This window comes from Sphingomonas sp. G5, assembly GCF_052660795.1.
Genome location: NZ_CP109660.1, coordinates 3,393,417 through 3,408,546 on the forward strand (window position 1 = coordinate 3,393,417; position 15,130 = coordinate 3,408,546).

The 15,130-nt window shown below is 68.2% G+C and carries 15 protein-coding genes; 2 read left to right on the forward strand and 13 right to left on the reverse strand.

What is annotated here, in order from left to right:
* Positions 1 to 21: 21 nt before the first annotated feature.
* The 13 genes from NE358_RS16020 to NE358_RS16080 form a co-directional block, all read right to left on the reverse strand.
* Positions 22 to 894: a ThuA domain-containing protein gene (locus tag NE358_RS16020; protein ID WP_141378036.1), complete on the reverse strand. Its 873-nt coding sequence runs from the start codon at positions 892 to 894 to the stop codon at positions 22 to 24.
* Positions 895 to 897: 3 nt separating this feature from the next.
* Positions 898 to 1,902, reverse strand: coding sequence for a sugar phosphate isomerase/epimerase family protein (locus NE358_RS16025; RefSeq protein WP_289940074.1), 1,005 nt, complete (start codon positions 1,900 to 1,902; stop codon positions 898 to 900).
* A 32-nt stretch (positions 1,903 to 1,934) separates the two neighbouring features.
* Positions 1,935 to 3,125, reverse strand: a complete 1,191-nt coding sequence (locus tag NE358_RS16030; protein ID WP_180993423.1) for a Gfo/Idh/MocA family protein — start codon at positions 3,123 to 3,125, stop codon at positions 1,935 to 1,937.
* Positions 3,122 to 3,538 carry a C-glycoside deglycosidase beta subunit domain-containing protein gene (locus NE358_RS16035; RefSeq protein WP_116239556.1) on the reverse strand — a complete coding sequence of 139 codons (417 nt, stop codon included), beginning with the start codon at positions 3,536 to 3,538 and terminating at the stop codon, positions 3,122 to 3,124. The genes NE358_RS16030 and NE358_RS16035 overlap by 4 nt, the downstream gene beginning before the upstream one ends.
* A gap of 12 nt (positions 3,539 to 3,550) precedes the next feature.
* Positions 3,551 to 4,333 carry a nuclear transport factor 2 family protein gene (locus NE358_RS16040; protein ID WP_103208568.1) on the reverse strand — a complete coding sequence of 261 codons (783 nt, stop codon included), beginning with the start codon at positions 4,331 to 4,333 and terminating at the stop codon, positions 3,551 to 3,553.
* Between the two features lie 2 nt (positions 4,334 to 4,335).
* Positions 4,336 to 5,394 (reverse strand): sugar phosphate isomerase/epimerase family protein, encoded by a 1,059-nt coding sequence (locus tag NE358_RS16045; RefSeq protein WP_289940098.1) that lies wholly within the window; start codon positions 5,392 to 5,394, stop codon positions 4,336 to 4,338.
* Positions 5,395 to 5,407: 13 nt separating this feature from the next.
* Positions 5,408 to 6,508, reverse strand: coding sequence for a sugar phosphate isomerase/epimerase family protein (locus NE358_RS16050; protein WP_289940099.1), 1,101 nt, complete (start codon positions 6,506 to 6,508; stop codon positions 5,408 to 5,410).
* Positions 6,505 to 6,912, reverse strand: a complete 408-nt coding sequence (locus tag NE358_RS16055; protein WP_116239719.1) for a C-glycoside deglycosidase beta subunit domain-containing protein — start codon at positions 6,910 to 6,912, stop codon at positions 6,505 to 6,507. The genes NE358_RS16050 and NE358_RS16055 overlap by 4 nt, the downstream gene beginning before the upstream one ends.
* A 91-nt stretch (positions 6,913 to 7,003) precedes the next feature.
* Positions 7,004 to 8,551, reverse strand: coding sequence for a c-glycoside 3-oxidase CarA (gene carA, locus NE358_RS16060; RefSeq protein WP_289940100.1), 1,548 nt, complete (start codon positions 8,549 to 8,551; stop codon positions 7,004 to 7,006).
* Positions 8,548 to 9,342 (reverse strand): TIM barrel protein, encoded by a 795-nt coding sequence (locus NE358_RS16065; protein ID WP_103207807.1) that lies wholly within the window; start codon positions 9,340 to 9,342, stop codon positions 8,548 to 8,550. The genes carA and NE358_RS16065 overlap by 4 nt, the downstream gene beginning before the upstream one ends.
* Before the next feature lie 94 nt (positions 9,343 to 9,436).
* Positions 9,437 to 10,273 carry a carbohydrate ABC transporter permease gene (locus NE358_RS16070; RefSeq protein WP_103207805.1) on the reverse strand — a complete coding sequence of 279 codons (837 nt, stop codon included), beginning with the start codon at positions 10,271 to 10,273 and terminating at the stop codon, positions 9,437 to 9,439.
* A 1-nt stretch (position 10,274) separates the two neighbouring features.
* A complete protein-coding gene (locus NE358_RS16075) occupies positions 10,275 to 11,249 on the reverse strand; it encodes a carbohydrate ABC transporter permease (protein WP_103207803.1) in 975 nt (324 codons plus the stop codon).
* A gap of 70 nt (positions 11,250 to 11,319) precedes the next feature.
* Positions 11,320 to 12,609, reverse strand: a complete 1,290-nt coding sequence (locus NE358_RS16080; RefSeq protein ID WP_289940106.1) for an ABC transporter substrate-binding protein — start codon at positions 12,607 to 12,609, stop codon at positions 11,320 to 11,322.
* Between the two features lie 223 nt (positions 12,610 to 12,832).
* On the opposite strand from NE358_RS16080, the gene NE358_RS16085 reads away from it, so the two are divergent.
* A complete protein-coding gene (locus tag NE358_RS16085) occupies positions 12,833 to 13,774 on the forward strand; it encodes a LysR family transcriptional regulator (RefSeq protein WP_499318073.1) in 942 nt (313 codons plus the stop codon).
* Positions 13,775 to 13,948: 174 nt separating this feature from the next.
* Positions 13,949 to 15,112 (forward strand): FAD-dependent monooxygenase, encoded by a 1,164-nt coding sequence (locus NE358_RS16090; RefSeq protein ID WP_289940107.1) that lies wholly within the window; start codon positions 13,949 to 13,951, stop codon positions 15,110 to 15,112.
* The last annotated feature ends 18 nt before the right edge of the window (positions 15,113 to 15,130 follow it).

The window sequence follows — 15,130 nt, forward strand, 5'->3', positions numbered from 1 at the left end:
GACGGGCATCGGTTCCGCGCCTCAGCCCTCGCCGTTGTAGTACGGCCAGGGGTTGATGCGACGGTCGCCACGGCGGTCGGGTCCGGTCAGCGTCACTTCGCCGGTCGCGGCCCACTCCACGCCCCGCGGGAACATGCGGATGAACTCGATGCGTCGGAACGTGTCGATGTCGTGGCCGATCGTGATCGTGAACGACCGCCCGGCGCCGTACTCGTTGATCCACGCGAGCGGCTGCTCGGTGTTGATCCCGGGCAGCGCTGCGATGCCCTCGGGCGGGATGTCGACCGGGTAGTGCGACATCGGCCACACCGGCGCCTTCTCGTACGCCTCGAGGTCGTCGAAGGTCGTCAGCAACACCTGGGCGCCCTCGTACATCTGCACGCCGACCAGGATGTCGTCGCCGGTGACGGTCCACGTCGCGTTGATGCCCTCGGTGATCGGATGCCGTGGCTCGGTCGTGTGCAGCTGCGCCTCGCCCCACGGGCGGGGGCGGAGGCCCGTCTCCCACGCGCTGAGCTTGGCGCCGCGCATGACGTTGTACTCCTCGGGGTAGCCCCAGCGGTCCTCTTGAGCTGCGGAACCGTGGAACCAGACGATGCCCTTGCCCTCGTCGTGCACGAACCGCAGGATCGCGGCATCCGTCTCCTCGCCGAAGCCGGTCGCCATGTCGTGGTACCCGTCGCGGCCCTCGAAGATGACGATGAGCACGTCGTACTTGTCGATCACGCTCGCCGGCAGTCCCCGCGGGTCCTCGACGACGCGGACCTTGAAGCGCCCGGTGTCTTCGAGCAGCGTCGTGATCCACTGGTTGTGGAGGCGGAAGCTGCGGTGGGCGTTGTCGTGCTCGATGGTCATGTGACCCGAAAGGATGAGAACGTTCAGCACGTCGGTCATGCGTCAGCCTTTCTGAGAGAACGCGGCGTCGAACAGCTGGTGCGGCGGGGTGATCCCGCCGAGTTTGCGTACGAACGCGAGGGCCTCTGGGCCGCCGACGAGGCGGTCCATCCCGGCGTCCTCCCACTCCACGCTCGTGGGTCCGTCGTAGCCGATCGCGTTGAGGGCGCGGAACAGCGGCTCCCACGGCACATCGCCGTGGCCGGTCGAGACGAAGGTCCAGCCGCGGCGCGGGTTGTCCCACGACAGGTGGGATCCGAGCACGCCGTTGCGGCCGTCGAGGTTCGTCGTCGATTCCTTGCAGTGCACGTGGAAGATGTGCTCGGCGAAGTCGAGCACGAACGCAACCGAGTCGAGCTGCTGCCAGACGAAGTGCGAGGGATCGAAGTTAAAGCCGAAGCTCCCCCGGTGCCCGATGGCCTCGAGCGTCTTCTTCGCCGTCCAGTAGTCGTACGCGATCTCGGAGGGGTGCACCTCGAGGGCGAAGCGCACGCCGACTTCCTCGAACACGTCGAGGATCGGATGCCACCGCTCGGCGAAGTCCGCGTATCCGCGTTCGATCATGGCGTCGGAGGCCGGCGGGAACATCGCCACGTACTTCCAGATGCTCGACCCCGTGAAGCCGGTCACGGTCTTCACCCCGAGCTTGGCGGCGAAGCGCGCCGTGTTCTTGAGGTCTTCGGCCGCACGCTGCCGCACACCCTCGGCATCCCCGTCTCCCCACACCCGGGGCGGCACGATGTCGTGGTGGCGCTCGTCGATCGGGTCGTCGCACACGGCCTGGCCGACGAGGTGGTTCGAGATCGTCCACACCTTCAGTCCGTTGCGCTCGAGGATGTCGAGGCGCGACTGCACGTACTCGGCGTCGTCCCAGCGCGAGACGTCGATGTGGTCGCCCCAGCAGGCGATCTCGAGGCCGTCGTAGCCCCACTCCCCCGCGAGGCGGGCGACCTCTTCGAAGGGCAGGTCGGCCCACTGGCCGGTGAACAGGGTGATCGGGCGAGCCATGACGGCGGTCCTTTCCGGGCGAGGAGCGGGAGTCAGAGAGCGGGGATGGGTGCGCCGACGCGGGTCCAGGCGGACTCGGCGGCGCTGCTGCGCTCGACGGCGTCGAGGACGCGCTGCACGCACAGGCCCTCATCGAACGAGGAGTGCGGGTCGGAACCGTCGGCGATCGCGTTGACGAGGTCGACGACCTGGTGGCTGAAGCCGTGCTCGTAACCGAGCAGGTGCCCCGCGGGCCACCACGCCGAGACGTAGGGATGCTGCGACTCGGTGACGAGGATCTGCGTGAACCCCTGCCGACCCTCGGGCGCCGTGCGGTCGTAGAAGCGCAGGCTGTTGAGGTCTTCGAGGTCGAATGCGAGCGCGCCACGATCGCCCGACACCTCGATGGTCAGAGCGTTCTTGCGGCCGGTCGCGAAGCGGGTGGCTTCGAACGAGGCCAGGGCGCCGTTCGCCAGGCGGCCGGTGAAGATCGCGACGTCATCGACGGTCACCGCGCCCTTCTCTGCGGCACCGGCACCCTTCGACAGCCCCATCGATCCGTCGGCGGGAAGGGGTCTCTCCTTCACGATCGTGTCGATCGTGCCCGAGACCCGCTCCACGCCCAGACCGGTGACGAACTGGGTCATGTCGATGATGTGCGCCCCGATGTCGCCGAGCGCGCCCGACCCGGCGTGCTCCTTCTGCAGGCGCCACGCGAGCGGCGTCTCGGGGTCGACGAGCCAGTCCTGCCGATAGGCCGCGCGCACCTGCTGCACCGTGCCGACCGCCCCCTCGGCGATCATGTCGCGCAGCAGCGTGACCGCGGGCACCCGACGGTAGGTGAACCCCACCATCGATCGGATGCCGCGGACCCGAGCCCGCGCGGCGGCTTCGGCCATCGCCTCGGCCTCGGCCACGGTGTTGGCCAGGGGCTTCTCGCACAGGACGTGCTTACCCGCGTCGAGGGCGGCGATCGCGATCTCGGCGTGGGATTCGCCGGGCGTCACGATGTCGACGATGTCGATGTCGTCACGCCCGACGATCTCGCGCCAATCGGTGGCCGACTCGGCCCAGCCCCATTTCGCGGCGGCGGAGGCCACGGCATCCGGATTCCGTCCGACGACCACCGCCATCTCGATCTCGCGCGGCAGGTCGAACATGCGCGGCGCCTGACGCCAGCCGACGGAGTGGGCGGCACCCATGAAGCCGTAGCCGATCATGGCGACGCGCAGAGGACGGGTCATGACAGCACCAGCTCTCGCTCGACCGGAACCCGGTTCGTGACGTACCGCCCGGGGCCGCCGTCGACCCCCGGCATGATCTGCATGTAGAGCAGCCGCATGGTCAGCACGACCTCGACGGTCACCGCCTCGCCCGCCGCGAGCGGGGCCTCGAGGTGGATCAGGACGTCGGGCCGGTCGGCGACGAACCACAGCGTCTCGGACTGCTCGGGCAGTTCCTCGACGCGGTACTCGCGACCCCCGAGCGAGAACCGCAGGTCGTCCTTCGGCACGGCGACACCGTTCACCGTCGCGGCGACGTCGTCGACGGCAGACAGCCAGAGGCTGCGGTACCAGGGCAGCTGCACCGAGACGGCGAGGCCGTCGTCGGTGCGACGGACGTCCTTCTCGGCGAAGAGCGAGTTGTGGGTGGCCATGGGGCTTGTCTCTCAGGCGTAGTTGTCGGAGAAGGTCTGGTGCGCGACGGGAGGCGCGGGCTCGAGCTTCTGCGTGGTCTCGGGGCTGTAGGGGTGGTTCGTGGAGGGCACCGGCTCGTCGGCCTTCGGCATGAAGACGGGCTTGCCGTCGTCGCCGAAGTACATGAGGTCGAGGTCGAACGCGCCCTGGTTCTTCAGGCCGAAGGCGACCCAGTTCTCCTCGAAGGGCGCCCGGGCGAGCTCGTAGCAGCGGAACTTCCAGAACTTCCACTCGCCGTCCTGCTTGAGGAAGTCGATCGCGTACTTGCACCACACCCAGTGGGCCCAGACCTTCTTGCCGAGCACTTCCTCGGGCGAGTACATGTCGGGGAACTCCTCCGCGACCTTCGGGTCGGTCAGCCCCGATTCGGTGCCCGCCATCATCCACACGCCGGTGGCGGTCTTGCCGTCGCCGGCGACCTCGATCACCGGGGTGTTGGTGGCGTGCAGGATGAGCTTGCCCTCGGGGTGGGGACGACCGCGGTGGTAGTCGGTGACGCTCTGCCAGGTCGTGTACTGACCGGCGTTGGTGTAGCGCGCGCGGATGCCCTCGGTGCCCTCCTTCACCCACAGCGGGATGATCTGCTCGTCCTCGAAGGCGTTGTGCAGGTACATGTAGCGGTTGAAGAGGTTCTCGACCTGCCCGCGGTCCTCGGCGCGCTGCGCGAGGGCGTGGGCGGCCTCGACCTGCTCGCGCAGGCGGGTGACCTCGGCGATGAGGTCGGAGACGGATGCCTCGGTGGTGGTGTTCGACATGGTCATTCCTTCGTTGTGGTGGTGGATTGCGCGGGCTGGCGCGCCGCGACGGTGTTCTCGATGGCTGTGCGCATGAGCGCGTGCTGCTTCTTCACGAGATCGACGGGATCGCTCTCGCCGAGGTCGCTGAAGGCGTGGCCCTCCCACTCGCTGGAGAGGTAGCCCTCGTATCCCCCGTCGACGAACTGCGTGACGATGCGGGGGATGTCCATGGCCGGTTCTTCGCCGTCGGCGCCGATGTCGTAGAACTTCGCGTGCACGTGGAAGATCTGCGGCATGATGTCGAGCCACTCCTCCGGCGGCACGAGACCGTGCATGTTGAAGGCCAGACGCGTGAACGGCCCGAAGCGCAGGGGGTCGACGCCCTCGCCCGTGAGGTAGTCCTCGAATCTCTGGTTGCGCACGTGCATGGGCGCGGGCTCGCGCCAGATCTCGTCCATGACCGGGAAGTGCTTCTCGTCCATGCCCATCTGGCCGAGCGTGCGCAGCAGGGTCGGGGAGAGCGAGTGCATGGTCGACGAGAAGTCGGCGGTGAAGCCGAGGCGGTCGCTCCCGAGTTCGTCGTAGACCTCGCGGATCTCGAGCACCTTGGAGTCGTTCGGCCCTGAGGGCGCGTGGATCTCGTACGCGAGTCTCTGGTCGTACTTCTCGGCGAGGGGCAGCAGACGGCGCAGCAGCTCCTTGCCGGCCGAGCGGATGACGACCGTCGTGAAGCCGAGGGTGTGCGCCGACTTCAGCTGACGGGCGAAGAAGTCGTGCTCCTCGTCGGGGGTCATGTCTCGGTCTGCGCGGCGGCCCATGTCGAGGTTGGTCCCCACGGCGCTCGCCTCGAGGCCGTACTTCTCGAGCGAGTCGAACCAGAGCTTCGTGAACTCGGCGTCGACGTCGGGGTACGAGCGCAGGAGCTGCGCGAAGTTGAACTCCACGCCCGGACCGATCCCCTGGTCGTGCACCTCGCGGATCAGCGTCTCAGGGGTGTAGACCCCCGCGGCGAACTCGCTCGTCATCGAGTAGAGGGTGGTACCGAGGCGGATGCCGGTTCCGGCGATGCCGTTCTGCATGACGGAGGTCCTTTCAGGCCCGCACGGCGTGCGACAGGTGGGCATCGAGGGCGCGGCGGGCCTCGACGGCATCCGTGATCATCCGGGAGCCGGCGGCCCCGGCGGCGGTGCGCTGGATGGCCTGCTCGCCGCGGATGATCTCGAAGGGGTTCTGCCAGTGGTTCCAGTGCCAGCCCTCGTACTCGCTCGACACCGCGCCGCTGTAGCCGTTCTCGACCAGCAGGGTGATGAGCTCGGCGACGGGAACCGACGGCTCGTTCCCGTTCTCGTCGATGCCGAAGAACTTGCCGTGCACGTGCTTCACCCACGGCATGATCTCGAGCCAGTCGTCGACGCGCGCGGGGCCGAACAGGCCGGTGCCGTTGATGCCGAAGTCGATGCCGAGGTCGGGGCGGCCGTGCTGATGAGCGAGGCCGATGAACCGACCGAAGCGCTGGCCGTGGTCGGCCTGGTCGGCGGGCGGGCCCTGCTCGTAGTACTCGTCCCACAGGGCGACGACGGCGGACAGCAGCTCCTCCGACGCTCCGCGGCGGCGATACGCCTCGATGAGCGAGGGGGCGAAGCCGGTGACGGTGGCGCCCCAGTCCATCGTGAACCCGAGGAAGGGCGAGCCGACCTTCTCGTACCGGTCACGGAGCGCGAGGATGCGCGGGTGCGAGGCGTACTGGTCGGCGTGCACCTCGAGGGCGAGCGTGACGCCGTACTCCTCGGCGATCGGGGCGAGAGCCTCCATCGAGTCGGGCGTGAGCGAGATCTGCACCCGCGCGATGGGGAACCCGAGCTTCGCGGCCGCTGCGATCTGCTTGCGCATGTAGGCGATCAGCTCGTCCTGGTCCATCAGCCGTTCGGGGCGCAGACCGATGTCTGCGTTCACCGCGAGAGAGGTGCGCACCAGGCCCACCTCGTCGATCAGATCGGAGAAGCGCCCGGCGAAGTGGTCGTCGATCTCGGGGAATCCGCGGAAGCTCGAGAAACCGATGATCTCGAGCCCCGGACCGAAGCCCTCGGCCGCGGTCTTGCGGATCAGCTGGTCGAGGTCGTACTCGCGGCCGTGGAACGCACGGGTGAAGCTGTAGAGCGTGACGCCCTGGATGGGCGTGCCGAGCTCGGTCATGCGCGGGCCTCCTCGACCTGGCGGACGGTCATGGTCTTGGTGTCGTGCTCCTCGATGTGGAGCACCTGGTCGTCGGCGATGATGATGTAGGGGATGAAGAGCTCGAGGTCGACGCGCACCTCGTGCTCCCCGGCATCCACCGTCAGATCTCCCGACAGCACGGCCGAGTCGGTGGGGAACCACCACTGCTCGGTGTTCGTCTTCATATCGACGAACGTGAACTCCTCGCCGTTCATCTGCCAGCGGAGCGAGGCAGCGGGGGCCTCGACGCCGTCGATGGTGAGCCTCGCGCCCGAGATGCACGATGCCGGCAGGGCGCGGTACCAGGGCAGCCGCACGTCCACCGATGTCCGCCCGTCGCGGGCGCTGAGGGTGCCCTGCTCGATGATGCGATCCGGGATCACGATGACCTCCTCGTCGGCGCGACAGGAGTCGCAGACCACTTTGTCATGATTTCTACACTCTAATGTCTGTTTCCTGCATAAGCAAGAGAACTCAGGCGGATGCCGACTTCGTCGCGACCTGCTCGCGAGCGAGAACGGCAGCGATCTTGCGTGCACCCCGCACGGCGAGCGCCACCGACGTCAACGTCGGGTTGCACGCCGTCGCGGTCGGGATCACGCCGTTGCCCGCGACGAAGAGATCGGGCACGCCCCATACCTCGCTGTCGATGTCGCACACGCTCGTTCCGTCGTCGTCGACGCCCATGCGCGTCGAGCCCTGGTAGTGCAGCGACGACCCGAGAGGAAGGGTGAACGGGCGATCGCCGACCGGGTCGCCAATGGCCTCGGCCAGGCGCACGATCTCCTGACGAGCCCGTTCCACCACCTCGCGATCGTGATCGGTGAGGCGGTAGTGGATGCGGGGAGCCGGCATCCCGTAGCCGTCGACGTGCTCCGCATCGAAGGCGACGCGGTCGTCGGCCCGCAGGTCTTTCGCGCAGAACAACCCGAGTCCCACGATCGAGCCCGGAACCACCGGGTCGTCGTCGGCCAGGGGGATCGGCGAGGCGTCGAGCTGCATGATCTGCCCGTGGAACGGCATGTCGTCGGTGAACGGGACCCAGCTCACCCCGCTGTACTCCGCCAGCCCCGCGGTGGGGTCGTCGGTGTCGAGCAGGGGCATGTTCCGCAGCCGCGAGGCGAACACCACCTGCGCCTGGTCGTTCAGGTACCGCCCGAGAGCCTCCGGGCGCACGCCCGACGCCCACAGCAGCTGCGGGGTGCGCAGCGCGTCGGCCGCGACCACCACGAAGCGCGCCGCGATGGTGTGCTCGTCGCCCGAACGTAGGTCGCGCGCGACGACGCCCGATGCGCGGCCGCCCTCCACGAGTACCCGCACAGCCAGGGTCTCGTCGAAGAGCGCGAAGCGCGGGTTCTCGCGCGTGACCTCTCCCAGCACGACGTCCGACCCCGACCAGACCAGGCGACCGTCGTCGCGCCGGTGGGCGGCCAGCGGCATCCGCTGCACCTTCGTCGCATCGACGCGGCCTTCGTCGACCGCGGCCGAGAGGCGCTCGCGCACGATCGCCCCGAAGGGCGCGGAGTCGAAGGCGTTCGTCGTGACACCCAGCAGACGATTGGCCTCGTCGAGGAGCTCGTCGAGGTCGGGAACGAAGGCGATGCGCTCGCTGTCGTTCGGACGCGGGCACGCGCCCGTCCAGTGCGCGGCCATGCCGCCCACGTTGCTCGACATCGCGACGACCGGGAGACCGTCCTCCCCCTCGAACGCGTAACCCTCCTCGAGCAGGAACGTGCCGGGGCGCGCCCCGCGCACGCCGGCCTTGGCGGCGCCGGGGCTGGCGACCTTCTCGCCGCGCTCGCCCGGGCCCTCCGAGGCCACCTGCGCGCGAGCCCGCTCGACCGGGTCGGCGATGTTCTTCACGTGCGCACCGGGAGGATTCGACACCGTCGGGCCGACCTCGAGCATCGCGATCGTCGCCTCCGGCGCGCGCTCAGACAGGATGCGCGCGTAGGCCGAGCCGGTCGGCCCGCTCCCGACGATGACGACGTCGACCGAGGTGGGGTACTGCCGGGTGCTCATGCGGCGCGCGCGATCTCGACGACGTGGGCGACGGATGCCGCCGACGCGGTGGTCGGGTAGTACTCGAGACCCACGGGGCCGTCGTAACCGCTGTCGCGCAGCAGTCGGAAGCGCTCGTTCCAGTCGAGCTCTCCCGTGCCGGGCTCGCCGCGACCGGGGGCGTCGGCCAGCTGCACATAGTGGATGAGGTCGCCGGCGTTCGCCAGCTCGGCCTCCATGTCCTCACCCTCGACGGCCGAGTGATAGATGTCGTAGAGCACGCCGAACTGCGGCGAGGCGACGCCACGGGCGACGTAGACCCCCTCGGCCGTGCGATCCAGCAACGAACCGGGGTGGTCGACCCGGACGTTCACGGGCTCGAGCACGAGACCGACGCCCGACCCCTCGATCTGGGCGATCGCCGTGGTGTAGATCTCGATGAGCTTGTCGAGCTGCACCTGCCGCTTCCACCCGCCGAAGCCGGTGCCGCTGCCCACGACGATGCGGGGGCATCCGAGGTCGTGGGCGATCGCCACGCCCTCGTCGAGCTTGCGGAAGAACTCGCTGTGGTCCCACGGCGGGATCATGAACTGCGTGCGGGGCTCCGCCAGCTGCGCCGTGAGCTGCACGCCGGTCTCTTCGAGCGCCGCCTTCAGTGCCGGCAGGTCCTTGGGCGTCGCCGGAGCGTCGACCCCCGTGGGACCCCACATCTCGACGGCGTCGAAGCCCGCGGCCGCCGCCGCGCGCACGCGGTCGTGATAACCGCCGGCCTCGGTGAAGAGGAGTTCGATGTTGGGAGCGAGTTGATACATGGGGTGTGTCCTTTCGACTGCGCGGCGCGACGATCGACGGATGCCGCGCTTCGCGGCATCCATCTGGGCAGGCTCAGCCCGGGAGAAGAGGGGCTCAGCCCTTCAGGCCGCCGGCGAAGCCCTGGATGAAGCGCTTCTGGGCGAAGAGGTAGAAGGCGAGGATCGGCACCATCGAGACGATGACGATCGCGAAGATCTGGTTCCACGCCGAGACCAGCGAGCCGATGTAGTAGTACATGGCGACCGGGAGGGTCTGGTTCGCGGAGCCGCCGAGGAAGATGAGCGATGTGAAGAAGTCGTTCCACACGATGAGTCCGGCGAGGATCGCCACGGTCCCGGTCGCGGGCGACATCAGCGGGAGCACGATCCGGAAGAAGATCTGGGTGCGGCTGGCGCCGTCGATCGTCGCGGCCTCCTCGTACTCGGTGCCGAGCCCGCGGAAAAAGCCCGCGTACAGGAAGATCGCGAGCGGCAGCAACATGCCGGTGTAGAGGACGATCATGCCCCAGGCCGAGCCGGTGAGCCCGAGCGAGCGCGCCCCGATGTACAGCGGCACGGTGCCCAGCTGCGTGGGCAGAACGATCGCCACGAGGAAGAGGTAGTAGACCACGCGGCTCCATCGACGCGTGCTGCGGGCGATCACGTAGCCGGTGAGCGAGCCGAGTAGAACCAGGAGCACGATGCTGCCTGCGGTGATGATGATGCTGTTGATCAGCCCCACCACGACGTTCGAGTTGCCGGTGGCGGTCAGCACCTTGAGGAAGTTGCCGAAGTCGGGTGCGGTCGGCGGCGCCAGTGTCGACGAGGTGATGACCTCGCGGTCCGATTTCAGCGAGGTCGTGACCAAGAAGTAGAACGGCAGCAGGAAGACGAGCGCGGCGACCCAGAAGAGGAACTCGCGGAGCCCCGTGAGCTTGGTGTAGCGGAACATGTCAGTTCTCCTCCGAACGGTCGGCGGTGACGCGCTGCTGGATGACCGCGAAGACCAGGATGATGAGGGTCAGCAGCAGCGCCAGGGCGGCGCCGTAGCCGAAGTTGCCGAGGGCGAACGACTGCTTGTAGACCTGCGTTGCGAGCGTCTCGGTCGCCGCGGCCGGACCGCCGCCGGTCAGCGCCATGATCTGATCGAACACGCGCAATCCGTTCACCAGCCCGAGGGTGGTCGCGATCGCGACGGCGGGGCGGATCGACGGGAGCGTCACGTGCCAGAAGCGCTGCCACAGGTTGGCGCCGTCGATGGCCGCGGCCTCTTCGATCTCGACCGGGACGGCGGCGAGGCCCGCCATGTAGATCACCATCGAGAAGCCGATGTTTTGCCACACCAGCACGATGAGGATCGTCCAGATCGCCCACGTGGGGTCGGCGATCCAGGCGCGGGCCATCGAGTCCAGGCCGATCCCCCGCAGCACGAGGTTGAGCGGTCCGTTGAAGTCGAAGATGAACTTCCAGATGTACGACGTCGCCAGCGGGCTGAGCACGACAGGCATGAAGAAGAGCGTGCGCAGGATGTACCGGCTCTTCAGCCCGCGATTGAGGCCGAGAGCGATCCCCAGCCCCAGGATGTTGCTGAGGATCACCGATCCGAAGGCGAGGAACAGCGTGTTCCACAGCGCCCCGATCTTCGTGGGGTCCTGGAAGATCCGCGTGAAGTTGTCGAGACCGATGAGCTGGAAGGCCCCGATGCCGGTCCAGTTCGTGAAGGCGAAGAAGCCACCGACACTCGTGGCGACGTAGTGGATGCCGACGACGAAGAGGATGCCGGGCAGAGCCCACCACCAGTAGCCGAACTTCAGCAGGCCCTTGCGGCGCGGGCGGGGCGCGGAGCGGCGGCGTCCGCCGCGACGTGGCAAGACCACGCGCTCGGTCTCGGTGGCGGCGATTTCGCCGGCTCGGAAGGTGGTGCTCATCGCGTCCTCGTCATCCTCGATGGGGTGCGGCTCCGCCGCCCGGGTCCAGGGGCCCGGGCGGCGGATTCACTCAGTTGCCCCAGGCCGCATCCATGTTCTTCAGCACCTGGTCGATGCTGCTCTGGCCCGTCAGCAGGCCCTGGACACCCGTCGACAGCGCGTCGTACACGGCCGGGTTCGGCCAGACGTTCGAGGGCAGGGTGGTGTAGGAACCGTTCGAGATGTCATCGACGACCTCGGAGTAGATCGTCTTGCTCAGGTCGAGATTCTTGTACTCCGAGATGGGGAGCAGACCCGAGGCCTCGTAGAACTTCTCCTGCGCGTCCGGGGTGGCGAGCCACTCGAGGAACTTCTTCGCCGCGTCCTTCTTCTGGGACTTCGCGTTGATGGATGCCGCGTAGTTCGAGCTGGCGAGCACGAAGGGCTTGCCACCGGTTGCGGGCGGGAAGGGCTGCACCTTGAAGTCGGCCTCCGCGGGAGCCGCGGCGGCGATCTCGACCGCCGAGCCCGAGGGGATGAAGCTGCCGACCGAGGTGCCCTGCGCGAGTCCGTTGGTGATGGCATCGAAGCCGCCGCCCTCGGCACCGGCCTGGAAGCAGCCCTTGTCCTTGAGGTCGATGATGGTCTGCAGCGTGTCCGCCCAGCCCTTGCTCTGGGCGAAGGTGGTCTTGCCCTCGGCGCGCTCGGTGTTGAAGTTCGGGTCCGATGCGTAGACGCGGGTCGCCGCGATGCCCTGAGCGGTGAGACCGGCGTTCGGGGCGGCGGCACCGGCGATGGCGATCATCGACTTGCCGTCGCCCGCGAGCTTCCCGCACTCGGCGTAAAAGTCGTTCATGGTGGTGGGCCAGCTCGTGATCCCGTTCATGCCGGCTGTGCCCATGCTGGCGACGACGGCACCGATGGTGAAGTCCAAGGGCTGGCCGTATGTCTTGCCGTCGAGCTCGAAGAGCGTGTCGCTCCCGGTCGGCACGAGCGAGGTCGCGGTGTCGCCGAGCGGTTCGAAGAACCCGGCCTGGGCGAGGGGGATCAGACCGCGCGAGTCACCGGCACCGGGTGCGGTGATGATGACGTCGGAAGCATTGCCCGCCTGCAGCTGCGTGCGGATGGTCTCCCCGTACTTGTCGTTCGGGGTCGGGTTCGAGGTGATGGTGACGCCGGGATTCGCCGCCATGTACTCCTTGGCGAGCGTCTCGTATGGGCTCTCGAGGTTGTTGGAGGTGGCGAAGGTGAATGTGAAGGAGTTCGAATCGCCCCCGGCGTCTCCCGAACCCGAGCCGGAGCACCCGGCGAGGACGAGAACGGCGGAGACGGGAAGAGCGAGGAGACCTGCGATCCGCGTGACGCGGCGATGCTGAGTCATGGCCAGCCTTTCTGACGACATTGTCGGCGAGCCCTTCGGTGGGAGCGCCTGTGCTGTGCGACTCAGTATCGGCGCGTTGCGCCTAAAACGCACATAAGTCTTCGCGATACAGCACATAAGGCGCGGAAGACCGTGATCATCGTTCGGGAGTATGGCGCCTAGCTGCGACATAGACGGCATTGATACGATCCGCGGACAGCTTTCCCGAGCGAAGGATCACGCCGTGGTGACCGATCATTCGGCGCTTTCGCGCCTCGACCTCAACCTCCTGGTGGCGCTCGACGCGCTGCTCACCGAGCGCAGCGTCACGCGCGCCGCCGAGAGTCTGCACCTGAGCCAGCCCGCGCTCAGCGCCTCTCTCGCGCGTCTTCGCACGCACTTCAACGACCAGATCCTCGCGCGTCGCGGCAACACCTACGAGCTCACGCCGTTCGCCGTCCGCCTGACCGATCACACGAGCACGGCCCTCGAAGCAGCCCGACGCGTCTTCGACAGCCAGGCATCGTGGTCTCCGGCGGAGTCGACGCGCGAGTTCTCGATCTACGGGTCCGACTACGGCTTCGTCACCGTCGGAACCGTCGTGTCGCAGCTCGCAGCGGAGCAAGCGCCGGGCGTTCGCTTCCGCTACATGCTGCACAACCCCGGGATCGTGGAAGACGCCGCGAACCGCCTGCGCTCGGCCGACGCCATGGTCATCCCCCACGGTCCCGTGTCGGAGCTGCCCTACCTCGACCTCTGGCAGGACGACTGGCTGGCGGTCGTGGCCGACGACAACGACGAGGTGGGCGAGTCGCTCACGATGCAGAACCTCGCCGACCTGCCGTGGGTGCTCACCTTCCAATCGCGGTCAGCCTTCACCTCGGCCGCGCGCCAGATCCAGCAGCTCGGGGTCGAACCGCACATCGAGGTGGTGCTGGAGAGCTTCCTCTCGGTGGGGCACTTCGTCAGCGGAACGCGGCGCGTGGGACTCGTGCAGTCCGCCCTCGCCCCCCACCTGCTGCGCATCGGCGGCATCCGCGTGGTGCCCCTGCCGTTCGCGGCGACGCCGATCGTCAGCGCCCTGTGGTGGCACCCTTCGCACAACCGCGATCCCGAGCACGAGTGGATGCGCGGCCTCTTCGCCGAGGCCGGCCGCGTGATCGCCGCGGGGCACGCCCCACAGTGAGACGGGCGGGGGCCGCCCGCATCACCGATCGTGATGGACGGCATCCACGACGGTCGAGGTGCGGTCGTTGTGTGCGCGCCCGGCCCGTCCCTAGCCTGAAATCAGAATCAACGTTCTGATTCGGTGAGGCGCGCACCCCCGCGGGCCCGGCCGTCCGCTCGAGGAGGAGCACCCATGTCGAACCCGTTGAGAATCCTGATCGTCGGCGCCGGCATCGGCGGCCTCACCACGGCATCCGCCCTCGCCCGGATCGGTGCGCACGTCGATGTCATCGACGACAAGCCCGAGATCAGCGTCGCCGGCGTCGGATTCGGCCTCCGCATCAACGGCCTGCGCGCGGTGCGCGAGATCGGACTGCTCGACGACGTCCTCGAGATCGGCCACCCCGCCCCGGGCATCGACAACTACGACGCCGACGGCACCCTGCTGAGCACCATGAGCTACGGCACCCGCGACGAGGGCCTGCCGGGGTGCGTGACGATGTCGCGCATGGCGTTCCTCGAGATGGCCGCGCGCCACGCCCTCGCCAACGGCGCCACGTTCCACATGAGCACGACCGTCGCCGACATCGCCCAGGATGCCGACAGGGCGACCGTGACGTTCAGCACCGGGGACAACGCCGACTACGACCTCGTGCTCGGCTTCGACGGGCTGAACTCCCAGATCCGCCGCGAGTACTTCGGCGAGAAGTACGCTCCGCGCCCGGTGGGCGGGGTCGCCTGGCGCGCGGGGCTCCCCAACCGCCGCAAGATCATGCAGCCGATCATCTGCCAGGGCTACGGCGGCAAGATCATGCTCACGCCCCTGTCGGAAGACACCATGTACATGGTGCTCACCGTGGCCGAGGAGGGCCGCCCGCGCTACGACGCGAGCAGGATGGCCGAGATCATGCACGATCGCGCCGCCTCGCTCACGCGCGGATCGGCCTTCCTCGCCGACGCCCTCGACGACGTCCGTCACGCCGAGAACGTCGCCTACACCCCGTACTCGACGGTGTGGGTGCCGTACCCGTGGTTCCGCGGGCGCATCATGATTCTGGGCGACGCCGCCCACACGATGACGCCCTACCTGGGATCGGGAGCGGCGATGAGCATCGAGGACGGCGTCGTGCTCGCCCAGGAGCTCGCGAAGGACCAGTCGCTGCTCGACGCCCAGCTCGAGTTCATGAAGCGCCGGCTGCCCCGGGTGCGCGCGGTGCACGAGCGTTCGATCGAGTCGATGCTCGAGGAGTTCGACTCGGTCACCGACGAGACCTACCGCGCGCGCATCGAGCACCTCCGTCACGACGAGCCGATCGCGAACGAGTACGCGAACCGCCTCCTGCGGATGCCCTACTGAGACCCCGAGGAGACACCC

Excerpts from the sequence above, each read along its gene's own strand:
- NE358_RS16020 (WP_141378036.1), bottom strand. The coding sequence starts at position 894 with ATGACCGACGTGCTGAACGTTCTCATCCTTTCGGGTCACATGACCATC.
- NE358_RS16025 (WP_289940074.1), bottom strand. The coding sequence starts at position 1,902 with ATGGCTCGCCCGATCACCCTGTTCACCGGCCAGTGGGCCGACCTGCCC.
- NE358_RS16030 (WP_180993423.1), bottom strand. The coding sequence starts at position 3,125 with ATGACCCGTCCTCTGCGCGTCGCCATGATCGGCTACGGCTTCATGGGT.
- NE358_RS16035 (WP_116239556.1), bottom strand. The coding sequence starts at position 3,538 with ATGGCCACCCACAACTCGCTCTTCGCCGAGAAGGACGTCCGTCGCACC.
- NE358_RS16040 (WP_103208568.1), bottom strand. The coding sequence starts at position 4,333 with ATGTCGAACACCACCACCGAGGCATCCGTCTCCGACCTCATCGCCGAG.
- NE358_RS16045 (WP_289940098.1), bottom strand. The coding sequence starts at position 5,394 with ATGCAGAACGGCATCGCCGGAACCGGCATCCGCCTCGGTACCACCCTC.
- NE358_RS16050 (WP_289940099.1), bottom strand. The coding sequence starts at position 6,508 with ATGACCGAGCTCGGCACGCCCATCCAGGGCGTCACGCTCTACAGCTTC.
- carA (WP_289940100.1), bottom strand. The coding sequence starts at position 8,551 with ATGAGCACCCGGCAGTACCCCACCTCGGTCGACGTCGTCATCGTCGGG.
- NE358_RS16065 (WP_103207807.1), bottom strand. The coding sequence starts at position 9,342 with ATGTATCAACTCGCTCCCAACATCGAACTCCTCTTCACCGAGGCCGGC.
- NE358_RS16070 (WP_103207805.1), bottom strand. The coding sequence starts at position 10,273 with ATGTTCCGCTACACCAAGCTCACGGGGCTCCGCGAGTTCCTCTTCTGG.
- NE358_RS16075 (WP_103207803.1), bottom strand. The coding sequence starts at position 11,249 with ATGAGCACCACCTTCCGAGCCGGCGAAATCGCCGCCACCGAGACCGAG.
- NE358_RS16080 (WP_289940106.1), bottom strand. The coding sequence starts at position 12,609 with ATGACTCAGCATCGCCGCGTCACGCGGATCGCAGGTCTCCTCGCTCTT.
- NE358_RS16090 (WP_289940107.1), top strand. The coding sequence starts at position 13,949 with ATGTCGAACCCGTTGAGAATCCTGATCGTCGGCGCCGGCATCGGCGGC.